This window comes from Aeromonas sp. S19(2024), from assembly GCF_041402625.1.
GTDB lineage: Bacteria > Pseudomonadota > Gammaproteobacteria > Enterobacterales > Aeromonadaceae > Aeromonas > Aeromonas caviae.
In genome coordinates this window covers 96,093-114,405 of record NZ_JBGLQU010000001.1, presented here as the reverse complement: position 1 = coordinate 114,405, position 18,313 = coordinate 96,093, and the positions used below count along the sequence as shown (strand labels likewise).

Sequence of the window (18,313 nt, the reverse complement as noted above, 5' to 3'; positions counted from 1 at the left end):
GGTTCATTTGCGACGGGCTCCATAGACCTTGGGGCGGGTCAGACTGTCAATCAGGGGAACGCACAGGTTGGCCAGCAACACGGCGAAGGCGAAGGCATCCGGATAGCCGCCAAAACGGCGGATGACATAGACCAGCACGCCGATGAGCACACCGTAGACGAGGCGCCCCTTTGCGGTGGTGCTGGCACTCACCGGATCGGTGGCGATGAAGAAGGCCCCGAGCATGGTGGCACCGCTGAACAGGTGCAGCATGGGGGTGGCGGTGGCATCCGGGGTGGCCAGATAGCCCAGGGTGGCAGCGAGCAGCAATGCGCCCAGCACGGCAGTCGGAATGCGCCAGTTGATCACTTTCTGCTGGAGCAGGAAGAGGCCTCCCAGCAGGTAGCCGAGGTTGACCCAGCTCCAGCCGATACCACCCCAGCCCTCGAAGACCTTGTGGGTCATCACTTCGGTGGCGGTCAGTCCCTGGGTCAGTCCGGTCTTTAAGGTATCCAGCGGCGTGGCCATGGTCAGGCCATCCACCGCCTGCTTGAGCTGCAGCATGCTGTAGCCGTCGAGGCTGAAGCCGGTGAAGATCACCGAGGCCGCATCGGCGAAGCCGATGTCGTAGGCGGCGATGCTGGAGGGGGGCAGCCAGCTGGTCATCTGGACCGGGAAGGAGACCAGCAGCAGCACATAGGCCACCATGGCAGGATTGAACAGGTTCTGACCGAGCCCGCCATAGAGATGCTTGGCGATGATGATGGCGAACGCCGTGCCCAGCACCAGCATCCACCAGGGCAGCAGGGGGGGCAGGGAGAGACCGATGAGCACGGCGGTGAGCGCCGCGCTGCCATCCAGCAGGGCCGGTTTGACGGGGCGGCCGCGCAGGCGAAGGACCAGGGCCTCCGAACCCAGGGCCGTGACCAGCGCCAGCAGGATCTGGATCAGGGTCCCCCAGCCGAAGAACCAGGTCTGCGCCAGGAAGCCGGGCAGGCAGGCCAGGATCACCAGCACCATCAGGGTCTGGGTCTGTTTGCGGTTGTGGGCAAAAGGCGCACTCGCGATATTGAACATGGATCAGTGGCTCTTGTCGGTTGAAGGGGAGGAGGCGGCCTCGGCCGCCAGCTTCTTGGCTTTGGCCCGGGCGATGGCGGCGGCGATGGCCGCCTTCTTGGGGTCTACCTCGGCGGCGGGCTCGGATGCGGCGGCAGGTGCCTCGGCGGTGGCGGTATCGCTTGTGTTTGCGGAGATGCCACCTGCGTCCAGCGGTGCGTCACCTTGCGCCTGGGCGGCTTTCTTGGCCTTGGCCCGGGCGATGGCAGCGGCAATGGCCGCCTTCTTGGGGTCCACCTCGGCGGCGGGTCCGGATGCGGCGGTAGGGGCCTCAACGGCGTTATCGCTTGTGTTCACGGATGTCTCACCCGCGAGCACAGGCCCATCACCTTGCGCCTGGGCGGCCTTCTTGGCCTTGGCCCGTGCGATGGCGGCGGCAATGGCCGCCTTCTTGGGATCCACTTCGGCGGCGGGTTCGGATGCGGCGGCCGAGGCCTCAACGGCGTGTTCGGTTGTGTTCACGGATGTCTCACCCGCGACCACCGGCCCGTCACCTTGCGCCTGAGCAGCCTTCTTGGCCTTGGCCCGGGCGATGGCGGCGGCAATGGCCGCCTTCTTGGGGTCCACCTCTGCGGCGGGTTCGGATGCGGCGGCCGAGGCCTCAACGGCGTGTTCGGTTGTGTTCACGGATGTCTCACCCGCGACCACCGGTCCGTCACCTTGCGCCTGTGCGGCTTTCTTGGCCTTGGCCCGGGCGATGGCGGCGGCAATGGCCGCTTTCTTGGGGTCCACCTCTGCGGCGGCCGGGGCCTCAACGGCGTGTTCGCTTGTGTTCACAGATGTCTCACCTGCGACCACCGGCCTGTCACCTTGCGCCTGGGCGGCCTTCTTGGCCTTGGCACGTGCCAGGGCGGCGGCGATGGCGGCCTTCTTGGGATCCAGCTCTGCCTTGGGATGTTGCTCCCCAGGTGCCGGGGTGTCAGCCAGCCCATTGCCCTCGCCATTGGCGGCCTTGGCGGCACGACGGGCGATGGCCTCCTGCTTGCGTGCCTCACGGGCGGCAATCATGGCGTCGTTGTCCGGTGCGGGTTCACTCACGGCCACCTGGGCCGTCTCCTGTTTGGCCTTGATGCGGGCCAGGGCGGCGGCGACCGGATCTTCGCCCCCGGCCGTCGTCATGGCCTGGCGACGCTGGGCTGCGGCCTCGGCGTGGCGGGCTTCGCGGGCCGCCTTCTCACGCTCGAAGCGAGCCTGCTTGGCCTCGAAGCGCTGCTTGGCACGTTCGGCCTTCTCGGCCTCGGCACGGGCCTCGCGGATGTCATCCTTGGCGATCTTGTAGTACTGCACCAGGGGGATTTCGCTCGGGCAGACCCAGGCACAGGCGCCGCACTCGATACAGTCAAAGAGGTTGAGCTTCTCGGCCTTGTCGTACTCCTTGACCCGGCTGTACCAGTAAAGCTCCTGGGGCAGCAGGGTGGCGGGGCAGGCATCGGCGCAGGCACTGCAACGGATGCAGGCCTGTTCCGGGCCGGGGGGCGGCAGCTCGGCGCGGGTGGGGGAGAGCAGGCAGTTGGTGGCCTTGACCACGGGGACCATGGCGTGGGGCAGGGTGAAGCCCATCATGGGGCCCCCCATGATGACCCGCTGATCCGCCTCCGGTTGCAGCTCGAAACGCTGGAGCAGCCAGCGTACCGGCGTGCCCAGACGCACCCAGGCATTGCCGGGTTTCTTGAAGGCGTCGCCGGTGAGGGTGACGATGCGCTCGATGAGCGGCTCCCCATCGATGATGGCGCGCTTGATGGCAAAGACGGTGGCGACGTTGAGCACCATGATGCCCATGTCGACCGCCCGGCCTCCCTTGGGCACCTGGCGTCCGGTGAGCAGCTCTATGGTCTGTTTGGCGCCGCCGGAGGGGTACTTGGTCGGTACCGACTTGACCAGCACGTCGGCGTCGCTGGCATGGCGGGTCAGGGCCTCGATGGCCGCCGGTTTGTTGTCTTCCACCCCGATCAGGGTGAGCTTGGGCTTGAGCAGGTGCTTGAGTACCCGGATGCCGTCCATGATCTCGTCGGCGTATTCCTGCATCAGACGGTCATCTGTGGTGATGTAGGGTTCGCACTCCAGCCCGTTGACGATGAGGATCTCGGTGAGCTGGCCACGGCCGTCGAGCTTGCTGTGGGTCGGGAAGACGGCGCCGCCGAGCCCGGCGATGCCGGCCTGCTGGATGCGCTCGAGCAACGCCCCCCGCTCCAGGTTCCAGTAGTCAGGCTGGGGTGTGCGCTCGCCCCAGGCATCGTCTCCGTCCGGGGTGAGGAGGATGCAGAGATCGTCAAGACCGGAGGGGTGCGCCACCGTGTGCTGCTCGATGGCGGTGATGGTGCCCGAGGTGGAAGCGTGCACCGGCACGATGCGCCCCTTGTCAAAACGGGTGAGGGGTTGCCCCTTCTTGACCTTGTCCCCCACCCGCACCAGCAGTTCGCCGGCCGGACCCGCGTGCTGGCGCACCGGAATGATGAGCTGTGGGGGAAGGCCCGCGTCAACGACGGGGGTCAGGCTTGACTGGTGCTTGTTCTCGGGGGGATGGATGCCGCCGTGAAAATCCCACAGAGTGCCGGCTTTGATGCGTTCGAGCAGATGCTGCATGGTTACTCCGCTGTTTATTCCACTATCTTGACCGGAATGGCGACCTTGGCCAGATCCCATTTCCAGTTGTCGACCGTGGTCGGCACCGGGATCATTTCAATACAGTCGGTCGGGCAGGGGTCGACGCAGAGGTCGCACCCGGTGCACTCGGCCGCGATGACGGTATGCATCGCCTTGGTGGCACCCAGGATGGCGTCGACCGGACAGGCCTGGATGCACTTGGTGCAACCGATGCACATGTCTTCGTGAATGAAGGCCACCTTCTTGACGGGGATTGCCGCGTCTTCACCGCCGTCCAGAGACTGGGGCTCGACCCCCATCAGGTCGGCAATCTTGCGCATGGTGGCGTCGCCACCGGGCACGCACTTGTTGATCTTGTCGCCATTGGCCAGGGCTTCGGCGTAGGGTTTGCAGCCCGGGTAACCGCACTGGCCGCACTGGGTCTGGGGCAACAGGGCATCGAGCTGATCGACGATGGGATCGGCCTGCACATGAAACTTGACGGCGGCAAAGCCGAGAATGATGCCGAAGGCCAGGGCAAGCAGGGCCAGCACCAGAATGGCAAAGAGTATGTGAATCATAGCGTTATATCTTGATGAGGCCGGTAAAGCCCATGAAGGCCAGCGACATCAGGCCAGCGGTGACCATGGCGATGGAGACGCCACGAAACGGTGCCGGCACGTCGGCGGCCACCAGCCGCTCACGCATGGCGGCAAACAGGATCAGCACCAGGGAGAAGCCGACGGCGGCCCCGAAGCCGTAGATGATGCTCTGGATGAAGTTGTGGCGCTCGTTGATGCTGAGCAGCGCCACGCCGAGCACGGCACAGTTGGTGGTGATGAGCGGCAGGAAGATGCCGAGCAGGCGATAGAGGGTCGGGCTGCTCTTGCGGATCACCATCTCGGTGAACTGGACCACCACGGCGATCACCAGAATGAAGCCCAGGGTGCGCAGGTAGGCGATCTCCAGCGGGATCAGGATGTAGTGCTCCATCAGATAGGAGCACGCGCTGGCCAGCGTCATGACGAAGGTGGTGGCCAGACCCATGCCGATGGCGGTTTCCAGCTTGCCGGAGACACCCATGAAGGGGCAAAGGCCGAGGAACTTCACCAGCACGAAGTTGTTGATCAGCACGGTGCCGACCAGTAAAAGCAGGTACTCAGTCATTGAAGATGGGTTATCCGGTATGAAGGCGGCCGTATTATCTGATGTTAGGTGCCTTTAGACAACCGCAAGGCCGTATGGTTATTATTCGAATGCCCAATTCATGGAGGCATTGTGCGCCCTTTACCCGTCCTGACGCTGACCCTGGCCATGCTGCTCTGGTCCAGCTCCTTCATCGCCCTCAAACATGTGCTGGAAATCTGGTCCTTCGGTCAGGTGCTCTTCATGCGGATGGGGGTGGCGTCCTGTTGCTGGCTGCTCTGCTACCGCCAGCTTGGTCGCGTCACTTACCAGAAGGGGGATTGGCGCTGGTTGGCCCTGATGGGGGCGCTTGAGCCCTGCCTCTACTTTCTTCTTGAAGTCAACGCCCTGCGTTACACCAGTGCCGGCCAGGCCGGTATGGTCTGTGCCCTGCTTCCCCTGATGGTGGCTCTGGTGGCCTTCGTACTGCTTGGAGAGCGGGTGAGTCGCCGCCAGCTGCTGGGCTTTGCCATCGCCATCGTTGGCATCGCCCTGCTGGGGTTGGGGGAGGGCGCCGACGAGTTCGCCCCCAACGCCCTGCTCGGCAACAGCCTGGAGATGGGCGCCATGCTCTGCGCCGCCACCTATTCCGTGGTATTCAAGAAGCTCTCCAGCCGCTACGGCGTGATGACACTGACAGCGTTGCAGGCCTTCGTCGGCACGCTCTTCTTCGCGCCCTTTGCCTTCAGTGCGCCCTGGCCCGCGAGCTGGGCCTGGCAGGACATGGGGGTCATCCTTTTCCTAGGCGCCTTCGTGACACTTGGTGCCTACCTGCTCTACAACTGGTCGGTGACCCAGGTGAAGGTGACCCTGGCGGCTGCCTATGTGAACCTCATACCGGTCTTTACCCTGCTGCTCGCCTATCTGCTGCTGGGAGAGACGCTCACTGCCCTGCAATGGGTGGCCTGTGCCGCCGTGCTGGCCGGCATCGGGGGGGGCCAGCTGCCGTCCGGGAGGAAGCGTGCGCAGGCAGTCGCCACCGGGGGATGAGTCGCCGCCATTGGGCTACAGTCTGGACAGGGAAACACGCTGTCGAAGAAGGAGCCGACCGATGAGCGACATGCACTTGCTGGCCGCGGCCAAAAGCCTGTTGAGCCATCCCCCCTTTACCCTGGCCGATGCCAGAGCCCTGGAGGCGCTGGAAGAGGAGGCCGTGGGGGAGGAGGGGCTCTGCATCGCCGCGCTATGGGACATCGCCCTCGCGCTGGCGGACGAGGAAGCCAGACACTATCTCCTGGGGGATGGCTGAGCGGGTTTAGGGTGGGCGGACAGCAATGACAACGGGGGGCCTGGGCCCCCCGTTGTCATTGGCAGCTGTCGCTCAGATGGAGAGGCTCTTGACGGTGTCCGACACCGAGTTGGCGTCTTCGATGATCTCCTTGATGACGTCGGCGATGATGGTTGCCTGCTCCTGACCTGCCACCGCCTTGTCGGAGACGACGGAGACAGTCTGGGTGATCTGGGAGGTGATCTCCGAGTTGTGCTTGATGACGGTGACGATCTCGCTGGTGGAGCTGGAAGTGCGCGCCGCCAGTTGCCTCACCTCGTCGGCCACGACCGCGAATCCCCGTCCCTGTTCCCCGGCGCGGGCCGCCTCGATGGCCGCGTTGAGGGCCAGCAGATTGGTCTGATCCGCGATGCCGCTGATGGTGGAGATGATGGATTCGATGCTCCTGGATTGCTGGTTGAGCTGCTCTATCTGCTTGCTGACCGCATTGACCGAGGTGTTGATGTGAGAGGAGGTGTCGAGCACCCTGTCGATGACCTCCCGTCCCCTGGCAGCGCTCGCGACGGTTTCGCTGGCGATGGCACACGCCTTCTGGGCCGCTTCCCGGGTGGAGATGGATTTCTCCACCCGCTCGGTGATGTCGCTCGCCAGCTTGATGATTTTGACCACCTTGCCCTCGTGGTTGAAGATGGGGTTGTAGGTGGCCTCCAGCCAGATCTTCTCCCCCCGGTGACCCAGACGCATGAAAAGCCCTGACTTGATGTCACCCGAGCCAAGATCCTGCCAGAAATGGGGGTTGTTCTGGTAGAACTCGGTGTCACAGAAGAGGCGATGATGCTTGCCGACCACCTCTTCCAGCCGGTAGCCAAAGCAGTTGAGGAAATTCTGGTTGGCGGTGATGACGGTGCCATCGGGTTGGAAATCGATGACCGCCAGGGACTTGTCCAGGGCTGCCAGCAGGGCCTGGGTGCGCTCCAGGGTGGATTGCTGCTGGGTCACGTCAGAGGCGACCTTGGCGATCCGCACCACCTTGCCGTCGATCACGATGGGGAAATAGGTCGCCTCCAGCCACACGGCCTTGCCGGATTTCGACTGGCGAATGAAGCGACCGCTGCGGGAGACGCCGTGGCGCAGATCCTGCCACAAGGTCTCGTAATCCCGGGTATTGACGTCGTCGGGGAAGCAGAGGGTGCTGTGATGCTTGCCAATCACCTCGTCACGTTCAAATCCCACGATCTTGAGAAACAGCGCGTTGGCGAAGGTGACCACTCCCGCCGGGGTGAACTGGACGAAGGGGACCTGCAACTGGATAGCCTGTTCAAATGCCCCCAGTTCCACCACCCTTGCCGCTTGCTCACTGGCTTCCTTGCTTGCTTTTTGATTCCAGAACATGACAGCGCTCCTCCATGAGACCCTTGAATGGGATAACGACCAAATATGAGTAAATTAACAATAGCATTGCGTCCTGATGAGTCGTCATCGTACTCAAATTAACTTTTTATTTTTCAATGTTGATAAATAGCTTCTTAATTGTAGGGTCTCGTACCAAGGTTATTTATCTCGTGGACCACTTTGGGCCCCAGGGAATATTGGCATGAAGGCGCCTCTTTTGGCACTGACAATTGTCACGATGCCCCTATATATCGCCCTCATATGAACCCTGTGACACGTCAGGGATCTCGGTGGGGATAAAATTGAGTCTTCTGGAACGCGGTGAAATTAGGTGGCTACGGGGATCGGGAAAAAGCCGCTATCTGATCCTCTGGTGTGAGAAATAAACGGCCAAGGGTGTGATGTTCTGGATGTGCGGCATGTGTGAACCCGTGACGACATTGCCGCTTCGGTATATTTTCTGTCCCGAAACAGGGAGTGTTTATTTTGCCTGCAAGGTGGAGAGTTTCTGGTTCAGGGACTCAATCTCTTTCTGATATCGGGTAGTGACCGACTGCATCTCTGCCGAGACATTGCGGGATCTTGCCTTGTTCTCCGTGATCTGGGTCATCTCGTTGTTCATCTTCTGCTTTTTGGCCTCGATCTCGGTGCGCAGCGCCTCGGCCTGGCGTTGTTTCTGGCCGTTCGCCAGGCTCTGCTCTATCTCCCGGGTCTGGTTGGCCGCCTGCTCCACCGCCTCGGGGGAGGGGGTATAGACATTGAGTGCCATGGGTTTGGCGTCGCTGCTGCAGGGGATGTCGCTGAAGGTGATCTGCCCATCGCGGGCGCATTGATAGACAGCCGCCTGGACAACGGGGACGTTGGCAAGCCCCAGGCAGGCGAGAGAGATGACCAGCATGCGTGACATAGACTCCTCCTTGAATCCTCTTCCTTGCACACTAGTACATGGCGCAAGGTCAGACAACGGCCCCGTTTCGGGAGCGACATTCCGGTCCTCACGTCGCTTTTCTCTGGTCCATGGCGGGGTAGATCCCCTGTGCAATGGGTGTGCCATGGCGGCACAAAGCGACGGATCCCTGCCTGTTTCCCCGCAGTTCAACACATCAGAGCACCATAACGGGTCGCAATGAGGTATCTTATGCCCCGATTTCATCCATCAAACGGATAAGAGACAACACATGATCATCAAACCCAAGGTTCGCGGCTTTATCTGCACCACCACCCACCCGGTCGGTTGTGAAGCCAATGTTCGTCGCCAGATCGCTTACACCCAAGCCAAGGGCGCCATCGAGAATGGCCCCAAGAAGGTGCTGGTGATCGGCGCTTCCACCGGCTATGGTCTGGCCTCCCGCATTGCCGCAGCCTTCGGCAGCGGAGCTGCCACCATAGGTGTCTTCTTCGAAAAGCCGAGCTCCGAGACCAAGACGGGCTCCGCCGGCTGGTACAACTCCGCCGCCTTCGACAAGGCCGCCAAAGAGGCCGGCCTCTACGCCAAGAGCATCAATGGCGATGCCTTCTCCCACGAGTGCCGTGCCAAGGTGATCGAGCTCATCAAGCAGGATCTGGGTCAAATCGATCTGGTGGTCTACTCTCTGGCTTCTCCGGTGCGCAAGCTGCCGGACACCGGCGAAGTGGTGCGCTCCGCCCTCAAACCCATCGGCGAGGTCTACACCTCCACCGCCATCGACACCAACAAGGATCAGATCATCACCGCCACCGTCGAGCCGGCGAATGAGGAAGAGATCCAGAGCACCATCACCGTCATGGGCGGCCAGGACTGGGAACTGTGGATGGCGGCTCTGCGCGATGCGGGTGTGCTGGCTGACGGCGCCAAGTCCGTGGCCTACTCCTACATCGGTACCGACCTGACCTGGCCAATCTACTGGCATGGTACCCTGGGGCGCGCCAAGGAAGATCTGGACCGCGCCGCCACCGCCATCCGTGGCGATCTGGCTGCCAAGGGGGGGACCGCCCACGTGGCCGTGCTCAAATCCGTGGTGACCCAGGCCTCCTCTGCCATTCCCGTGATGCCGCTCTACATCTCCATGGCCTTCAAGATCATGAAGGAGAAGGGCATTCACGAGGGCTGCATGGAGCAGGTGGACCGCATGATGCGCACCCGCCTGTACGGCGCCGACATGGCGCTGGACGAGCAGGCCCGCATCCGCATGGATGACTGGGAACTGCGTGAAGACGTGCAGCAGACCTGCCGTGATCTCTGGCCCTCCATCACCACCGAGAACCTCTCCGAGCTGACTGACTACACCGGCTACAAGCAGGAGTTCCTGCGCCTGTTCGGTTTCGGCCTGGACGAGGTGGACTACGATGCGGACGTGAATCCGGACGTGCAATTCGACGTGGTCGAGCTGTAAGTCGGTCACCAGCACAGACAGGGCCCTGCGGGGCCCTGTTTTTTTGCAGCAGACTCAACCTGTTGCCTCAGGTTTATTATCCGCGATCACCTTTTTCCCCGAACAAACCCGCTAGGCTTGCGCTGTCCGGATCACAGACGGCACCGCCGAGGTACGAAAGTCATGACCACATCCCATGAGGCGCCCAAGAAGCGCCAGCTCCCCACGGTTTATACCCTGCTTTTCATCATCATCGCCCTGATGGCGGCCCTCACCTGGGTGCTGCCGGCGGGCAAATACAACTATGTGACGGCCAAGACCCAGCAGCCGGTGGCGGCAGCGGCCGTGGCCGACTACAGCGGTGACGAGCGACTGTTGCCGGTACCCGGCAGTTACACCGAGCTCCCTTCCCAACCGCAGGGGGTATTCGATGTGCTCAAGGCGCCCATCCAGGGCTTTCACAAGGCGGCGGACGTGGCACTGTTCGTGCTCATCATCGGCGGCTTTCTGGCGGTGACCATGCAGAGCGGGGCGCTGGATGCCGGGGTCGGGGCCATAGTGCGTACCTTCGCCGGGCGCGAGCGGCTGCTCATCCCGGTGCTGATCGCCCTGTTCGCCCTGGGTGGCTCCACCTTCGGCATGGCGGAGGAGACGGTGGCCTTCTGGGCACTCATCGTGCCGGTGATGATGGCGGCGGGCTTCGATCGCATGGTGGCGGCCGGGATCATCCTGCTCGGTTCCGGGGTCGGGGTGCTCGCCTCCACCGTCAATCCGTTTGCCACCGGCATCGCCTCCGGTTTCGCGGGTATCCCCATCGGTGAGGGGATAGGGCTACGGGTCATCCAGTGGCTGCTGCTGGTGATCTTCGCCTCCTGGTTCGTGATGCGCTACGCCAGGCAGGTGCAGCAGGACAAGTCCCGCTCCGTGCTGGCCGATATCGTTTATGACGACGAGTTCTCCCAGATGAAGAGCGGCAACCTCGCCTTCAGCGGCAAGCAGAAGCTCACCATGCTGGTCTTCTTCGGCACCTTCCTGCTGATGATCTATGCGGTGGTGCCCTGGTCGGATCTGGGCATTGATCTGTTGCCCACCCTGGGCTGGTGGTTCGACGAGCTCTCCACCCTCTTCTTCAGCGCCTCCATCCTGATTGCCCTCATCAACCGGATGCCGGAGTCCAACTACGTGGCGACCTTCCTGAACGGGGCGCGGGATCTCATCGGGGTGGCGCTGGTGGTGGCGGTGGCGCGCGGCATCTATGTGGTGATGGAGCACGGCGTCATCATCGACACCATACTGCATTGGGCCGAGGGGCTGGTGAGCGGACTGTCGTCGTCGGTCTTCATCCTGATGGCCTATCTGGTGCACATCATCCTGAGCTTCTTCATCCCCTCCACCTCGGGGCTCGCGACCGTCTCCATGCCGTTGATGGGGCCGCTGGCTGACTTCTCCGGCATCTCCCGGGATCTGGTGATCACGGCCTATCAGTCCGCCTCCGGCTGGATCAACCTGTTTGCCCCCACAGCAGCCCATCTGGTGGCGGGGCTGGCGCTGGCCAGGATCCCCTACGATCGCTTCGTGCGCTGGGTGCTGCCCTTCATCATCGGGGTGGCCCTCATCACCATGGCGGTGCTGGTGGCCGGGGCCCTGCTGCACGGCTGATGGCACGAATAGAAAACGATAGACAACAAAAAGGCTCCCGCGGGAGCCTTTTTCATGAGCCTTGCTTACTGCTTGTAGCCCTTGAGGAAGCGGGCGAGACGGCCGATGGCCTCTTCCAGCTCCTCTTCCCGGGGCAGGAACACCAGGCGGAAGTGATCCGGTGCCGGCCAGTTGAAGCCGGTGCCTTGCACCAGCAGGAGCTTCTCCTGCTGCAGCAGGTCGAACACCATCTTCTGGTCATCGCGAATGTCATACACCTTGGGGTCGAGGCGGGGGAACATGTAGAGCGCCCCCTTGGGTTTGACGCAGGAGACCCCGGGGATCTCGTTCAAAAGCTCCCAGGCTTTGTCCCGCTGGCGACGCAGGCGACCCCCCGGCAGGATCAGCTCGTTGATGCTCTGGTAGCCCCCAAGGGCGGTCTGGATGGCGTGCTGCATGGGCACGTTGGCACACAGCCGCATGGAGGCCAGCATCTCCAGCCCCTCGATGTAGCCCTTGGCACGACCCTTGGGACCGGTGATGACCATCCAGCCCTGACGGAAGCCGCAGGCGCGGTAGGCCTTGGAGAGGCCGTTGAAGGTCACCACCATCACATCGTCGCACAGGGTGCAGACGCTGGTGTGGGAGATGTCGTCGTAGAGGATCTTGTCGTAAATTTCGTCGGCGAAGATGATGAGGTTGTGCTGACGGGCGATCTCGATCACTTCAAGCAAAAATTCGCTGCCGTAGACGGCGCCGGTCGGGTTGTTGGGGTTGATCAGCACCAAGCCGCGGGTGCGCGGGGTGATGCGGGCGCGGATGTCGTCGAGATCCGGATACCAGTCAGCCCCTTCGTCACAGCGGTAGTGCACCGCATGGCCGCCGGAGAGGGTGACGGCCGCGGTCCAGAGCGGGTAGTCGGGGGAGGGCACCAGCATCTCGTCGCCGTTGTTGAGCAGCGCCTGCATCGCCATCACGATGAGCTCGCTCGCACCGTTGCCGATGTAGATGTCGTCGATGTCGACCTTGCGCATCCCTTTTTGCTGGTAGTACTGCATCACCGCCTTGCGGGCCGAGAACAGCCCCTTGGAGTCGCAGTAGCCCTGGCTCTGGGGCATATTGAGGATCACATCCTTGATGATCTCCTCCGGTGCTTCGAAGCCAAACGGGGCCGGATTGCCGATGTTGAGCTTGATGATGCGGTGACCTTCGTCTTCGAGACGGCGAGCTTCTTTGTGCACCGGGCCGCGGATGTCATAGCAGACATCGTCGAGCTTGTGCGACTTGTCGATAGTGAACATGGTGAGCGTGATTCCTTCCCCGTGGGGCGCGTTGGCAGAAAAGCTGTTTTTAGTATCAAATTTCTCTGCCCCTATTCTTCACAGAATTGAATGCTAGAACAATCTAATTTATGGAATAAATCCCTGATATTTACCCCTGAAACAGGGTTGTTGAAATGTTAAATTCAGCATGATCGTTTGCCTCTCTTTGGTAGATCAGTGAAAGATGAGGGGCAGATTCATAAAGCAACATGAGTGTATTGAAATATCTCCCCCATCTGGCACGATTGGCTGGGGTAAAAAAGGCCCCGACCCGTCGGTCTGCCAGGGGAGCACGCAGGCACGGGGGCTCATCTTTCCGCTCTCGAGGTTCACTCATGCAGGCACCCGCCACCGGTCGCTACCGCCATTTCAAGGGGGGCTATTACCAGGTTCTGGCCCTGGCCTTGCACACCGAAACCCAGGAGCAGCTGGTGATCTATCAATCCGAACAGGATGGTCAGGTCTATGCCCGCCCCGTCGCCATGTTCATCGAGTGGATTGAACATCAGGGACAGGTGGTGAGCCGCTTCACGCCGGTGGCCTGAGGCAGGCTTGGCGACATGAAAAAAGGCGCCAGAGGCGCCTTTTTTCATGGTGTCGGGGCTTACAGACCCAGATTGGCTCTGGCATAGGCCTCAAAATCGGTGCAGCCGCCGATGTGCTGCTCATCCAGGAAGATCTGCGGCACAGTGGTGACCGGCTTGCCCGCCTTGGCGGCGAGATCGTCCTTGGTCAGCCCGGCCACGTTGATATCCACGTAGCGGAACTCGAAGTCATCGCGTTCCTCGGTCAGTTGCTCGGCAATCTGCTTGGCACGCACGCAATAGGGGCAACCGGGACGACCAAAAATCTCTACAAACATCTTTTCTCTCCATTAAACAAGCCGTTGAAGAAGGCCATTGAGATGAGGCTGGGCACAGCATAGCCCTGGCGCCCTGTCAGTCAAAGCTGAAAATAGCGATGCTTACGTTCGCCATCTCCGATTGCGCCCACTGCTGATGACGGCGCCAGCGTCCCTGTTTCGCCCCAAGGCCGGGGAATCGGGCCGCCTTGCCGGCAAGGCAGCCCGTCTATCACTGCTCGACGATCTGGATGGGTTGCTGCTGGTAGATGCTCTCCAGCACGCCTTTTTCGAAGACGGTCCAGGGCCAGGGCGCCTTGCTGGCGCGGTAGCGCTCGTGGGTTGCCGGATCCTGGGAGAGACCGCGCTGGAACATTACGAAGGCCTTGCGCTGGCCACCGGCGGTGTCGATGAAACCGGCGAGGTTCGAGGTACCTGTGATGGTACCGGTCTTGGCGTGCACCTTGTTCTTCATCATGGGGGCGGTGACGCTGCGTCGCCAGGCCAGGGTGCCGTCTACCTGGGAGCTTGGCAGCAGCTTGATGAAGTCGAGCTCGGCATCGTTCTTCTGGATGAAGTTAAGCACCGACAACATCTGGCGCGCGCTGATGAGATTGTGGGCGGAGAGGCCGGAGCCGTCGGCCAGGGTGGCGTTGCCAAGGTCAATGCCGTGCTTGGTCAGGATGGCGCGCACCGCCATGGTGCCGCTGCGATAGCTGCCCGGCTTGTTGTAGTAGTGACGCCCCACGGTTTTGAGGAAGGTATCGGCGTAGAGGTTGTCGGACTTTTTCAACATCTTGGCGAGCATCACCGGCAGGGAGACAGAGTAGTGGGTCGCCAGGGTCTGGGCACCGACAGGGGCCTGATGGGTGACCCGCAGCAGGCCGTCGTGGCTGATCCCGGCGCGGTTCATGGCCCAACGGATGTTGTCCCAGCCCCAGGCCTCCACGTCATGGATGGCAAAGCGCAGCCCTTGTGGCTCCTTGTTCGGGGTGATGCAGCCCTTGAGCTCGTAGAAGTTGCCCTTGGCCATGTCTACTTCCAGAGCGCAGAACTGACGCGCCATGTCGCCATAGCTCATCACCTCCACGTTGTCGGCGCCGATGCCGATGGGCACGCCGGTGGCCACGTTGCCCACCGCAGGCTTGCCAATCTGGGTGGCGGTGATGGTGCCGTAGGCGCAGTTCTTGTCGATGATGACCGAGGAGACGGGAGCGGCGAAGCAGAGGGTCTGATCCCCCCAGGACCAGCCGTTGCCACGCTCATAGCCGTTGTAGGCACCGGTGTTGACATAGACGTTGCCCTGAATGCGGGTGACGCCCAACTGTTTGAACAGGGCAACCAGATCCATGCGCGACAGAGTCGGGTCGCCGACGAAGTTGATCCAGATGTCGCCGTTGATGGTAGTGCCCTGTTTGGCGCCGGGCTGGGCCTGGATGTCGGTGGCGAAGCGGAAGTCGGCACCGAGTTCGAGGCGTGCGGCGAGCGCGGTGAGCACCTTCATGGTGGAGGCGGGGGCTATCATGTCATCGGCGTGACGGGCAAATTCCACCCCGTTGTTGCCCTGTACGATCACGGCGTACTGGCCCCCCTTGGGCGGGGTCAGCGGGGCGGCGTGGACCGCCAGAGAAAAGAGAGCACAAAAACCAATCAACAGCCGCTGCATAGGATCCTCTAACTGAACGAAAGGGCGGCATCAGAAACCGCCCCGATAATCAAACCGGGTGACTGCCGGGTATCACCTGCCATGGGGTCAGGCCGGGGCGTTGGCAGTCCGGTAACGCCCCTCGTAATCGAATATTTTTTCCTTCACCTGCCAGAAGCGTCCCGACTTGCGGGCGATGACGAAATCCGGGTGACGGAACTGGTCTGCCGCGAGCATCACGCTCGCCAGGGTCGTGAATTCGGGCTCCAGGCCCGGGGCGGGCCAATGATGACGCACAAAGCGTTGTTGAAACAAGCGCTGTACACCCCAGGAGTGAAAGGGGAAGTACTCCGTCAGGGTCAGGCCATCCTCGTCGTGGTAGGTCACCTCCAGCCGCTCCCCCTGCTTGCCGCGCCCAGGGCTCAGGGTCAAACCGACGCAGCGGATCACCATGCAGTCCTTGAGATTGAGGGCCTCCTTGAGCTTGTCGTCAGGGTCCACCAGCAGCTGGTCACAGCTTTGGCAGCGGCGGGCGGCGATGTCGTTTTCAGCACCGCAACCTGGGCAGATCTTGGCGCGAAAGCGGTAGTCGCACTCCTCGCGGTTGCCCTCGTCATCTTCAAACAGTCCCTGACAGCGGCGGCCGTAGTGTTCGACCACCTTGCCATCCTCGTCGGTCTTGCCCCAGAAAGTGTTGGCAAAGCCGCAGGCGGGGCAGGGCACCTGAACCGGCTCGGTGCCGGCGTGGGGCCTGGGTTCCCCCACTTCGGGGGCAAACAGGTTGAAGTTGTTGCCTGCGTAGTCGAGCACCAGGCAATCGCTCTTGCCGGGTGAGAGGCGCAGGCCCCGTCCCACAATCTGCTGATAGAGCGACACCGATTCGGTGGGACGCAGCATCACGATAAGGTCGACGTGGGGGGCATCGAAGCCGGTGGTGAGCACTGCCACGTTGACCAGAAACTTGAGCTCGCGCGCCTTGAAGGCACTGATTAGAGCGTCGCGCTCCGGTCCCGGCGTCTCGCCGGTGACGAGGGCGGCCTGCTGGTCTCTGGCACCGAGCAGGCCATGAATTTCCCGGGCATGCTCGACGGTGGCGGCGAAGATCATCACCCCCTGCCGGTCGGCCGCATACTCCAGCACCTGGCTCAGGATATGGGGGGTGACCCGCTCCTGTCGCTTGATCTCGCCGTTGAGCTGCGCCTCGCTGAACAGGCCGTTCTCCCGCGGCACCAGCTTGCTGAAGTCGTAGTGGACGATGGGGGCGTCCACCAGGCGCGGCGGGGTCAGGTAGCCGTTTTTCACCATGAAGCGCAGGGGCAGTTCGAACACGCAGTCACCAAAGAGCCGCTCGCCGTGGCTCTTGACCATGCCGTGGTAGTGGCGCCGGTAGATCCAGCCCAGCCCCAGCCGATAGGGGGTGGCGGTGAGTCCGAGGATCTTGAGGACTGGATTGGCGGCCTTGAGATGCTCGATCACCTGATGGTATTGGCTGTCGTCATCGAGCGAGACCCGGTGGCACTCGTCGATGATGAGCAGCGAAAAAGCGCCGTCGAAGGCATCCAGATTGCGCGCCACCGACTGCACCGAGCCAAACACCACCTGGGCGCTCGCCTCCTTGCGATCCAGCCCGGCGGCAAAAATGTCGGCCCGGAGTCCCCAGGTCTCGTACTTGGCGTGGTTCTGCTCCACCAGCTCCTTGACGTGAGCCAGCACCAGCACCCGGCCACGGGCCTTGCGGGCCAGTTCGGCGATCACCAGGCTCTTCCCGGCCCCGGTGGGCAGCACCACCACGGCGGGATCCGGGTGTTTGCGAAAGTGGCTGATGACGGCGTTGACCGCGTCGGTTTGATAGGGTCTGAGAACGAACATGGGGAACGGCTGTGGTGCAAGGTGGCGCCATTATAGGGATCTTGCGGGGAAAATGCAGTGAGGGGGGCGTGCTGACAGGAAGCGGGCCGGCAAGATGCCGGCCCGTGCAGGTCAGGGACCTCAGTGGAAGGGGAACAGGTAGTTGAGCCAGCTACCCATGCGCATCAGGATCTTGCGCATGATGGCCACGTGGTGGAAGTGCTCGGTATAGATGGCGGCCTGACCGCTGGAACCCGCGATCACCTGGTAGTTTGCCCATTCGGGATCGGTGATCTCGAGCACGATGGGCAGGCGACCCGGTACCTGTGCAGAGGTCTGATCGATAAGACCCGCCTGTGCCTGGATATTGCCCGGTGCCATGGCCGGGATAACGGACTGCACCTTGGCCTTGAAGATGCGACCCGGAATGCCGTCGAGCACGACTTCGGCCTCGTCACCCGCCTTGAGCCGCTGCATGCTGTTCTGCCAGAACCAGCCGACATAGGCATTGGCATCTTCATGAATGAAGGTCATCACGGGGCGGAACATGAAGGGGGCAGCAATCATGCCCGGGCGCAATGCCAGTTGTACGACATGACCGTCACTCGGGGCGTAGACCACGGTCTGCTCCAGATCGTACTTGGCGATGTTGAGCTGGGCACTCAGGTCATTGAGGGTCGCTTTTTGCTGATCTATCTGGGCGATGATGTCATCCACGTTGGCCTGGGTGACGTCGAGGTCGCGCTGTTTGCCGATGCCCCGTCGCATCAGCTCCTGGGCGCGATCCCTGTCCAGGCTGGCGGATCGCAGGCGGGCGTCCAGAGCCTTCAGAAAATCGGTGTTGGAGGCGAGGCGCGCCGTCAGGCTGGCGACCTTCTCCTGGAAGGGCTCAGCGTCGATGCGAAACAGCACATCCCCTTTCTTGACCGGCTGGTTGGGCTTGACCGGGACGTCGGTGACTCGTCCCTTGACCAGGGGCACGACCGGGGTGGAGACATAATAGTTGCGAGCCAGCTCGGAATAGGGGTGGTTGTAGTTCATCAGCATGATGAGTGTGCCGATGATGATGACGCCACCCAGCACGGCGGTCGGCACGGTCCACTTGTTGAGCGGGATCTTGAAGATCTTGAAAATACCTATGCAGAGGGCTGTATAGGTGAGAATAAGTAGCAGGTCCATGGGGCG

Annotated in this window: 16 protein-coding genes; 5 read left to right on the top strand and 11 right to left on the bottom strand. The window is 62.1% G+C overall.

Going from position 1 to position 18,313, the window contains the following annotated elements:
• Positions 1-3: 3 nt before the first annotated feature.
• From rsxD to rsxA, 4 genes are read right to left on the bottom strand one after another with little or no spacing between them, the layout of a single operon-like run.
• Positions 4-1,056: an electron transport complex subunit RsxD gene (gene rsxD / locus ACB037_RS00485; RefSeq protein ID WP_371174756.1), complete on the bottom strand. Its 1,053-nt coding sequence runs from the start codon at positions 1,054-1,056 to the stop codon at positions 4-6.
• Positions 1,057-1,059: 3 nt separating this feature from the next.
• Positions 1,060-3,678 (bottom strand): electron transport complex subunit RsxC, encoded by a 2,619-nt coding sequence (rsxC, locus tag ACB037_RS00480; protein ID WP_371174755.1) that lies wholly within the window; start codon positions 3,676-3,678, stop codon positions 1,060-1,062.
• A 14-nt stretch (positions 3,679-3,692) separates the two neighbouring features.
• Positions 3,693-4,259, bottom strand: coding sequence for an electron transport complex subunit RsxB (rsxB, locus tag ACB037_RS00475; protein WP_042017194.1), 567 nt, complete (start codon positions 4,257-4,259; stop codon positions 3,693-3,695).
• 4 nt (positions 4,260-4,263) lie between these two features.
• The gene (gene rsxA / locus ACB037_RS00470; RefSeq protein WP_039038677.1) at positions 4,264-4,845 is read right to left on the bottom strand and encodes an electron transport complex subunit RsxA; all 582 of its coding nucleotides are present in this window, start codon (positions 4,843-4,845) and stop codon (positions 4,264-4,266) included.
• 111 nt (positions 4,846-4,956) lie between these two features.
• Between rsxA and ACB037_RS00465 the strand changes: the two genes are divergently transcribed.
• On the top strand, positions 4,957-5,853 hold the full coding sequence (locus ACB037_RS00465) for a DMT family transporter (protein WP_371174754.1): 897 nt from the start codon (positions 4,957-4,959) through the stop codon (positions 5,851-5,853).
• A gap of 61 nt (positions 5,854-5,914) precedes the next feature.
• Positions 5,915-6,112: a hypothetical protein gene (locus ACB037_RS00460; RefSeq protein WP_039038678.1), complete on the top strand. Its 198-nt coding sequence runs from the start codon at positions 5,915-5,917 to the stop codon at positions 6,110-6,112.
• A gap of 72 nt (positions 6,113-6,184) precedes the next feature.
• Here ACB037_RS00460 and ACB037_RS00455 read toward each other — a convergent pair whose 3' ends face one another.
• On the bottom strand, positions 6,185-7,483 hold the full coding sequence (locus ACB037_RS00455; protein ID WP_045525449.1) for a PAS domain-containing methyl-accepting chemotaxis protein: 1,299 nt from the start codon (positions 7,481-7,483) through the stop codon (positions 6,185-6,187).
• Between the two features lie 481 nt (positions 7,484-7,964).
• The gene (locus ACB037_RS00450) at positions 7,965-8,390 is read right to left on the bottom strand and encodes a DUF4124 domain-containing protein (protein ID WP_201894808.1); all 426 of its coding nucleotides are present in this window, start codon (positions 8,388-8,390) and stop codon (positions 7,965-7,967) included.
• A 271-nt stretch (positions 8,391-8,661) separates the two neighbouring features.
• Here ACB037_RS00450 and fabV point away from each other — a divergent pair, with 271 nt between their 5' ends.
• Together fabV and ACB037_RS00440 are read left to right on the top strand one after the other, a co-directional pair.
• Positions 8,662-9,855: an enoyl-ACP reductase FabV gene (gene fabV, locus ACB037_RS00445; protein ID WP_041212832.1), complete on the top strand. Its 1,194-nt coding sequence runs from the start codon at positions 8,662-8,664 to the stop codon at positions 9,853-9,855.
• Positions 9,856-10,017: 162 nt separating this feature from the next.
• Positions 10,018-11,493 (top strand): YfcC family protein, encoded by a 1,476-nt coding sequence (locus ACB037_RS00440; protein WP_010674027.1) that lies wholly within the window; start codon positions 10,018-10,020, stop codon positions 11,491-11,493.
• Positions 11,494-11,558: 65 nt separating this feature from the next.
• Here the strand turns inward: ACB037_RS00440 and ACB037_RS00435 are convergent, their stop codons facing one another.
• Entirely contained in the window at positions 11,559-12,773 is a 1,215-nt protein-coding gene (locus tag ACB037_RS00435; protein ID WP_005302243.1) for a pyridoxal phosphate-dependent aminotransferase, read from the bottom strand.
• Between the two features lie 356 nt (positions 12,774-13,129).
• Between ACB037_RS00435 and ACB037_RS00430 the strand changes: the two genes are divergently transcribed.
• On the top strand, positions 13,130-13,339 hold the full coding sequence (locus ACB037_RS00430; protein ID WP_371174753.1) for a DUF1653 domain-containing protein: 210 nt from the start codon (positions 13,130-13,132) through the stop codon (positions 13,337-13,339).
• A 59-nt stretch (positions 13,340-13,398) separates the two neighbouring features.
• Here ACB037_RS00430 and ACB037_RS00425 read toward each other — a convergent pair whose 3' ends face one another.
• From ACB037_RS00425 to ACB037_RS00410, 4 genes are all read right to left on the bottom strand, one after another.
• Positions 13,399-13,656: a GrxA family glutaredoxin gene (locus ACB037_RS00425; RefSeq protein WP_010674029.1), complete on the bottom strand. Its 258-nt coding sequence runs from the start codon at positions 13,654-13,656 to the stop codon at positions 13,399-13,401.
• 211 nt (positions 13,657-13,867) lie between these two features.
• On the bottom strand, positions 13,868-15,301 hold the full coding sequence (gene dacB / locus ACB037_RS00420; RefSeq protein ID WP_042017206.1) for a D-alanyl-D-alanine carboxypeptidase/D-alanyl-D-alanine-endopeptidase: 1,434 nt from the start codon (positions 15,299-15,301) through the stop codon (positions 13,868-13,870).
• Positions 15,302-15,388: 87 nt separating this feature from the next.
• On the bottom strand, positions 15,389-17,149 hold the full coding sequence (locus tag ACB037_RS00415) for a DEAD/DEAH box helicase (RefSeq protein WP_371174752.1): 1,761 nt from the start codon (positions 17,147-17,149) through the stop codon (positions 15,389-15,391).
• A gap of 120 nt (positions 17,150-17,269) precedes the next feature.
• Entirely contained in the window at positions 17,270-18,307 is a 1,038-nt protein-coding gene (locus ACB037_RS00410; RefSeq protein WP_128296454.1) for an HlyD family secretion protein, read from the bottom strand.
• Between the last annotated feature and the right edge of the window lie 6 nt (positions 18,308-18,313).

Excerpts from the sequence above, each read along its gene's own strand:
- ACB037_RS00440 (WP_010674027.1), top strand. The coding sequence starts at position 10,018 with ATGACCACATCCCATGAGGCGCCCAAGAAGCGCCAGCTCCCCACGGTT.
- rsxB (WP_042017194.1), bottom strand. The coding sequence starts at position 4,259 with ATGATTCACATACTCTTTGCCATTCTGGTGCTGGCCCTGCTTGCCCTG.
- ACB037_RS00460 (WP_039038678.1), top strand. The coding sequence starts at position 5,915 with ATGAGCGACATGCACTTGCTGGCCGCGGCCAAAAGCCTGTTGAGCCAT.
- rsxC (WP_371174755.1), bottom strand. The coding sequence starts at position 3,678 with ATGCAGCATCTGCTCGAACGCATCAAAGCCGGCACTCTGTGGGATTTT.
- ACB037_RS00410 (WP_128296454.1), bottom strand. The coding sequence starts at position 18,307 with ATGGACCTGCTACTTATTCTCACCTATACAGCCCTCTGCATAGGTATT.
- ACB037_RS00435 (WP_005302243.1), bottom strand. The coding sequence starts at position 12,773 with ATGTTCACTATCGACAAGTCGCACAAGCTCGACGATGTCTGCTATGAC.
- rsxD (WP_371174756.1), bottom strand. The coding sequence starts at position 1,056 with ATGTTCAATATCGCGAGTGCGCCTTTTGCCCACAACCGCAAACAGACC.
- rsxA (WP_039038677.1), bottom strand. The coding sequence starts at position 4,845 with ATGACTGAGTACCTGCTTTTACTGGTCGGCACCGTGCTGATCAACAAC.
- ACB037_RS00415 (WP_371174752.1), bottom strand. The coding sequence starts at position 17,149 with ATGTTCGTTCTCAGACCCTATCAAACCGACGCGGTCAACGCCGTCATC.
- ACB037_RS00455 (WP_045525449.1), bottom strand. The coding sequence starts at position 7,483 with ATGTTCTGGAATCAAAAAGCAAGCAAGGAAGCCAGTGAGCAAGCGGCA.
- fabV (WP_041212832.1), top strand. The coding sequence starts at position 8,662 with ATGATCATCAAACCCAAGGTTCGCGGCTTTATCTGCACCACCACCCAC.
- dacB (WP_042017206.1), bottom strand. The coding sequence starts at position 15,301 with ATGCAGCGGCTGTTGATTGGTTTTTGTGCTCTCTTTTCTCTGGCGGTC.
- ACB037_RS00425 (WP_010674029.1), bottom strand. The coding sequence starts at position 13,656 with ATGTTTGTAGAGATTTTTGGTCGTCCCGGTTGCCCCTATTGCGTGCGT.
- ACB037_RS00430 (WP_371174753.1), top strand. The coding sequence starts at position 13,130 with ATGCAGGCACCCGCCACCGGTCGCTACCGCCATTTCAAGGGGGGCTAT.
- ACB037_RS00450 (WP_201894808.1), bottom strand. The coding sequence starts at position 8,390 with ATGTCACGCATGCTGGTCATCTCTCTCGCCTGCCTGGGGCTTGCCAAC.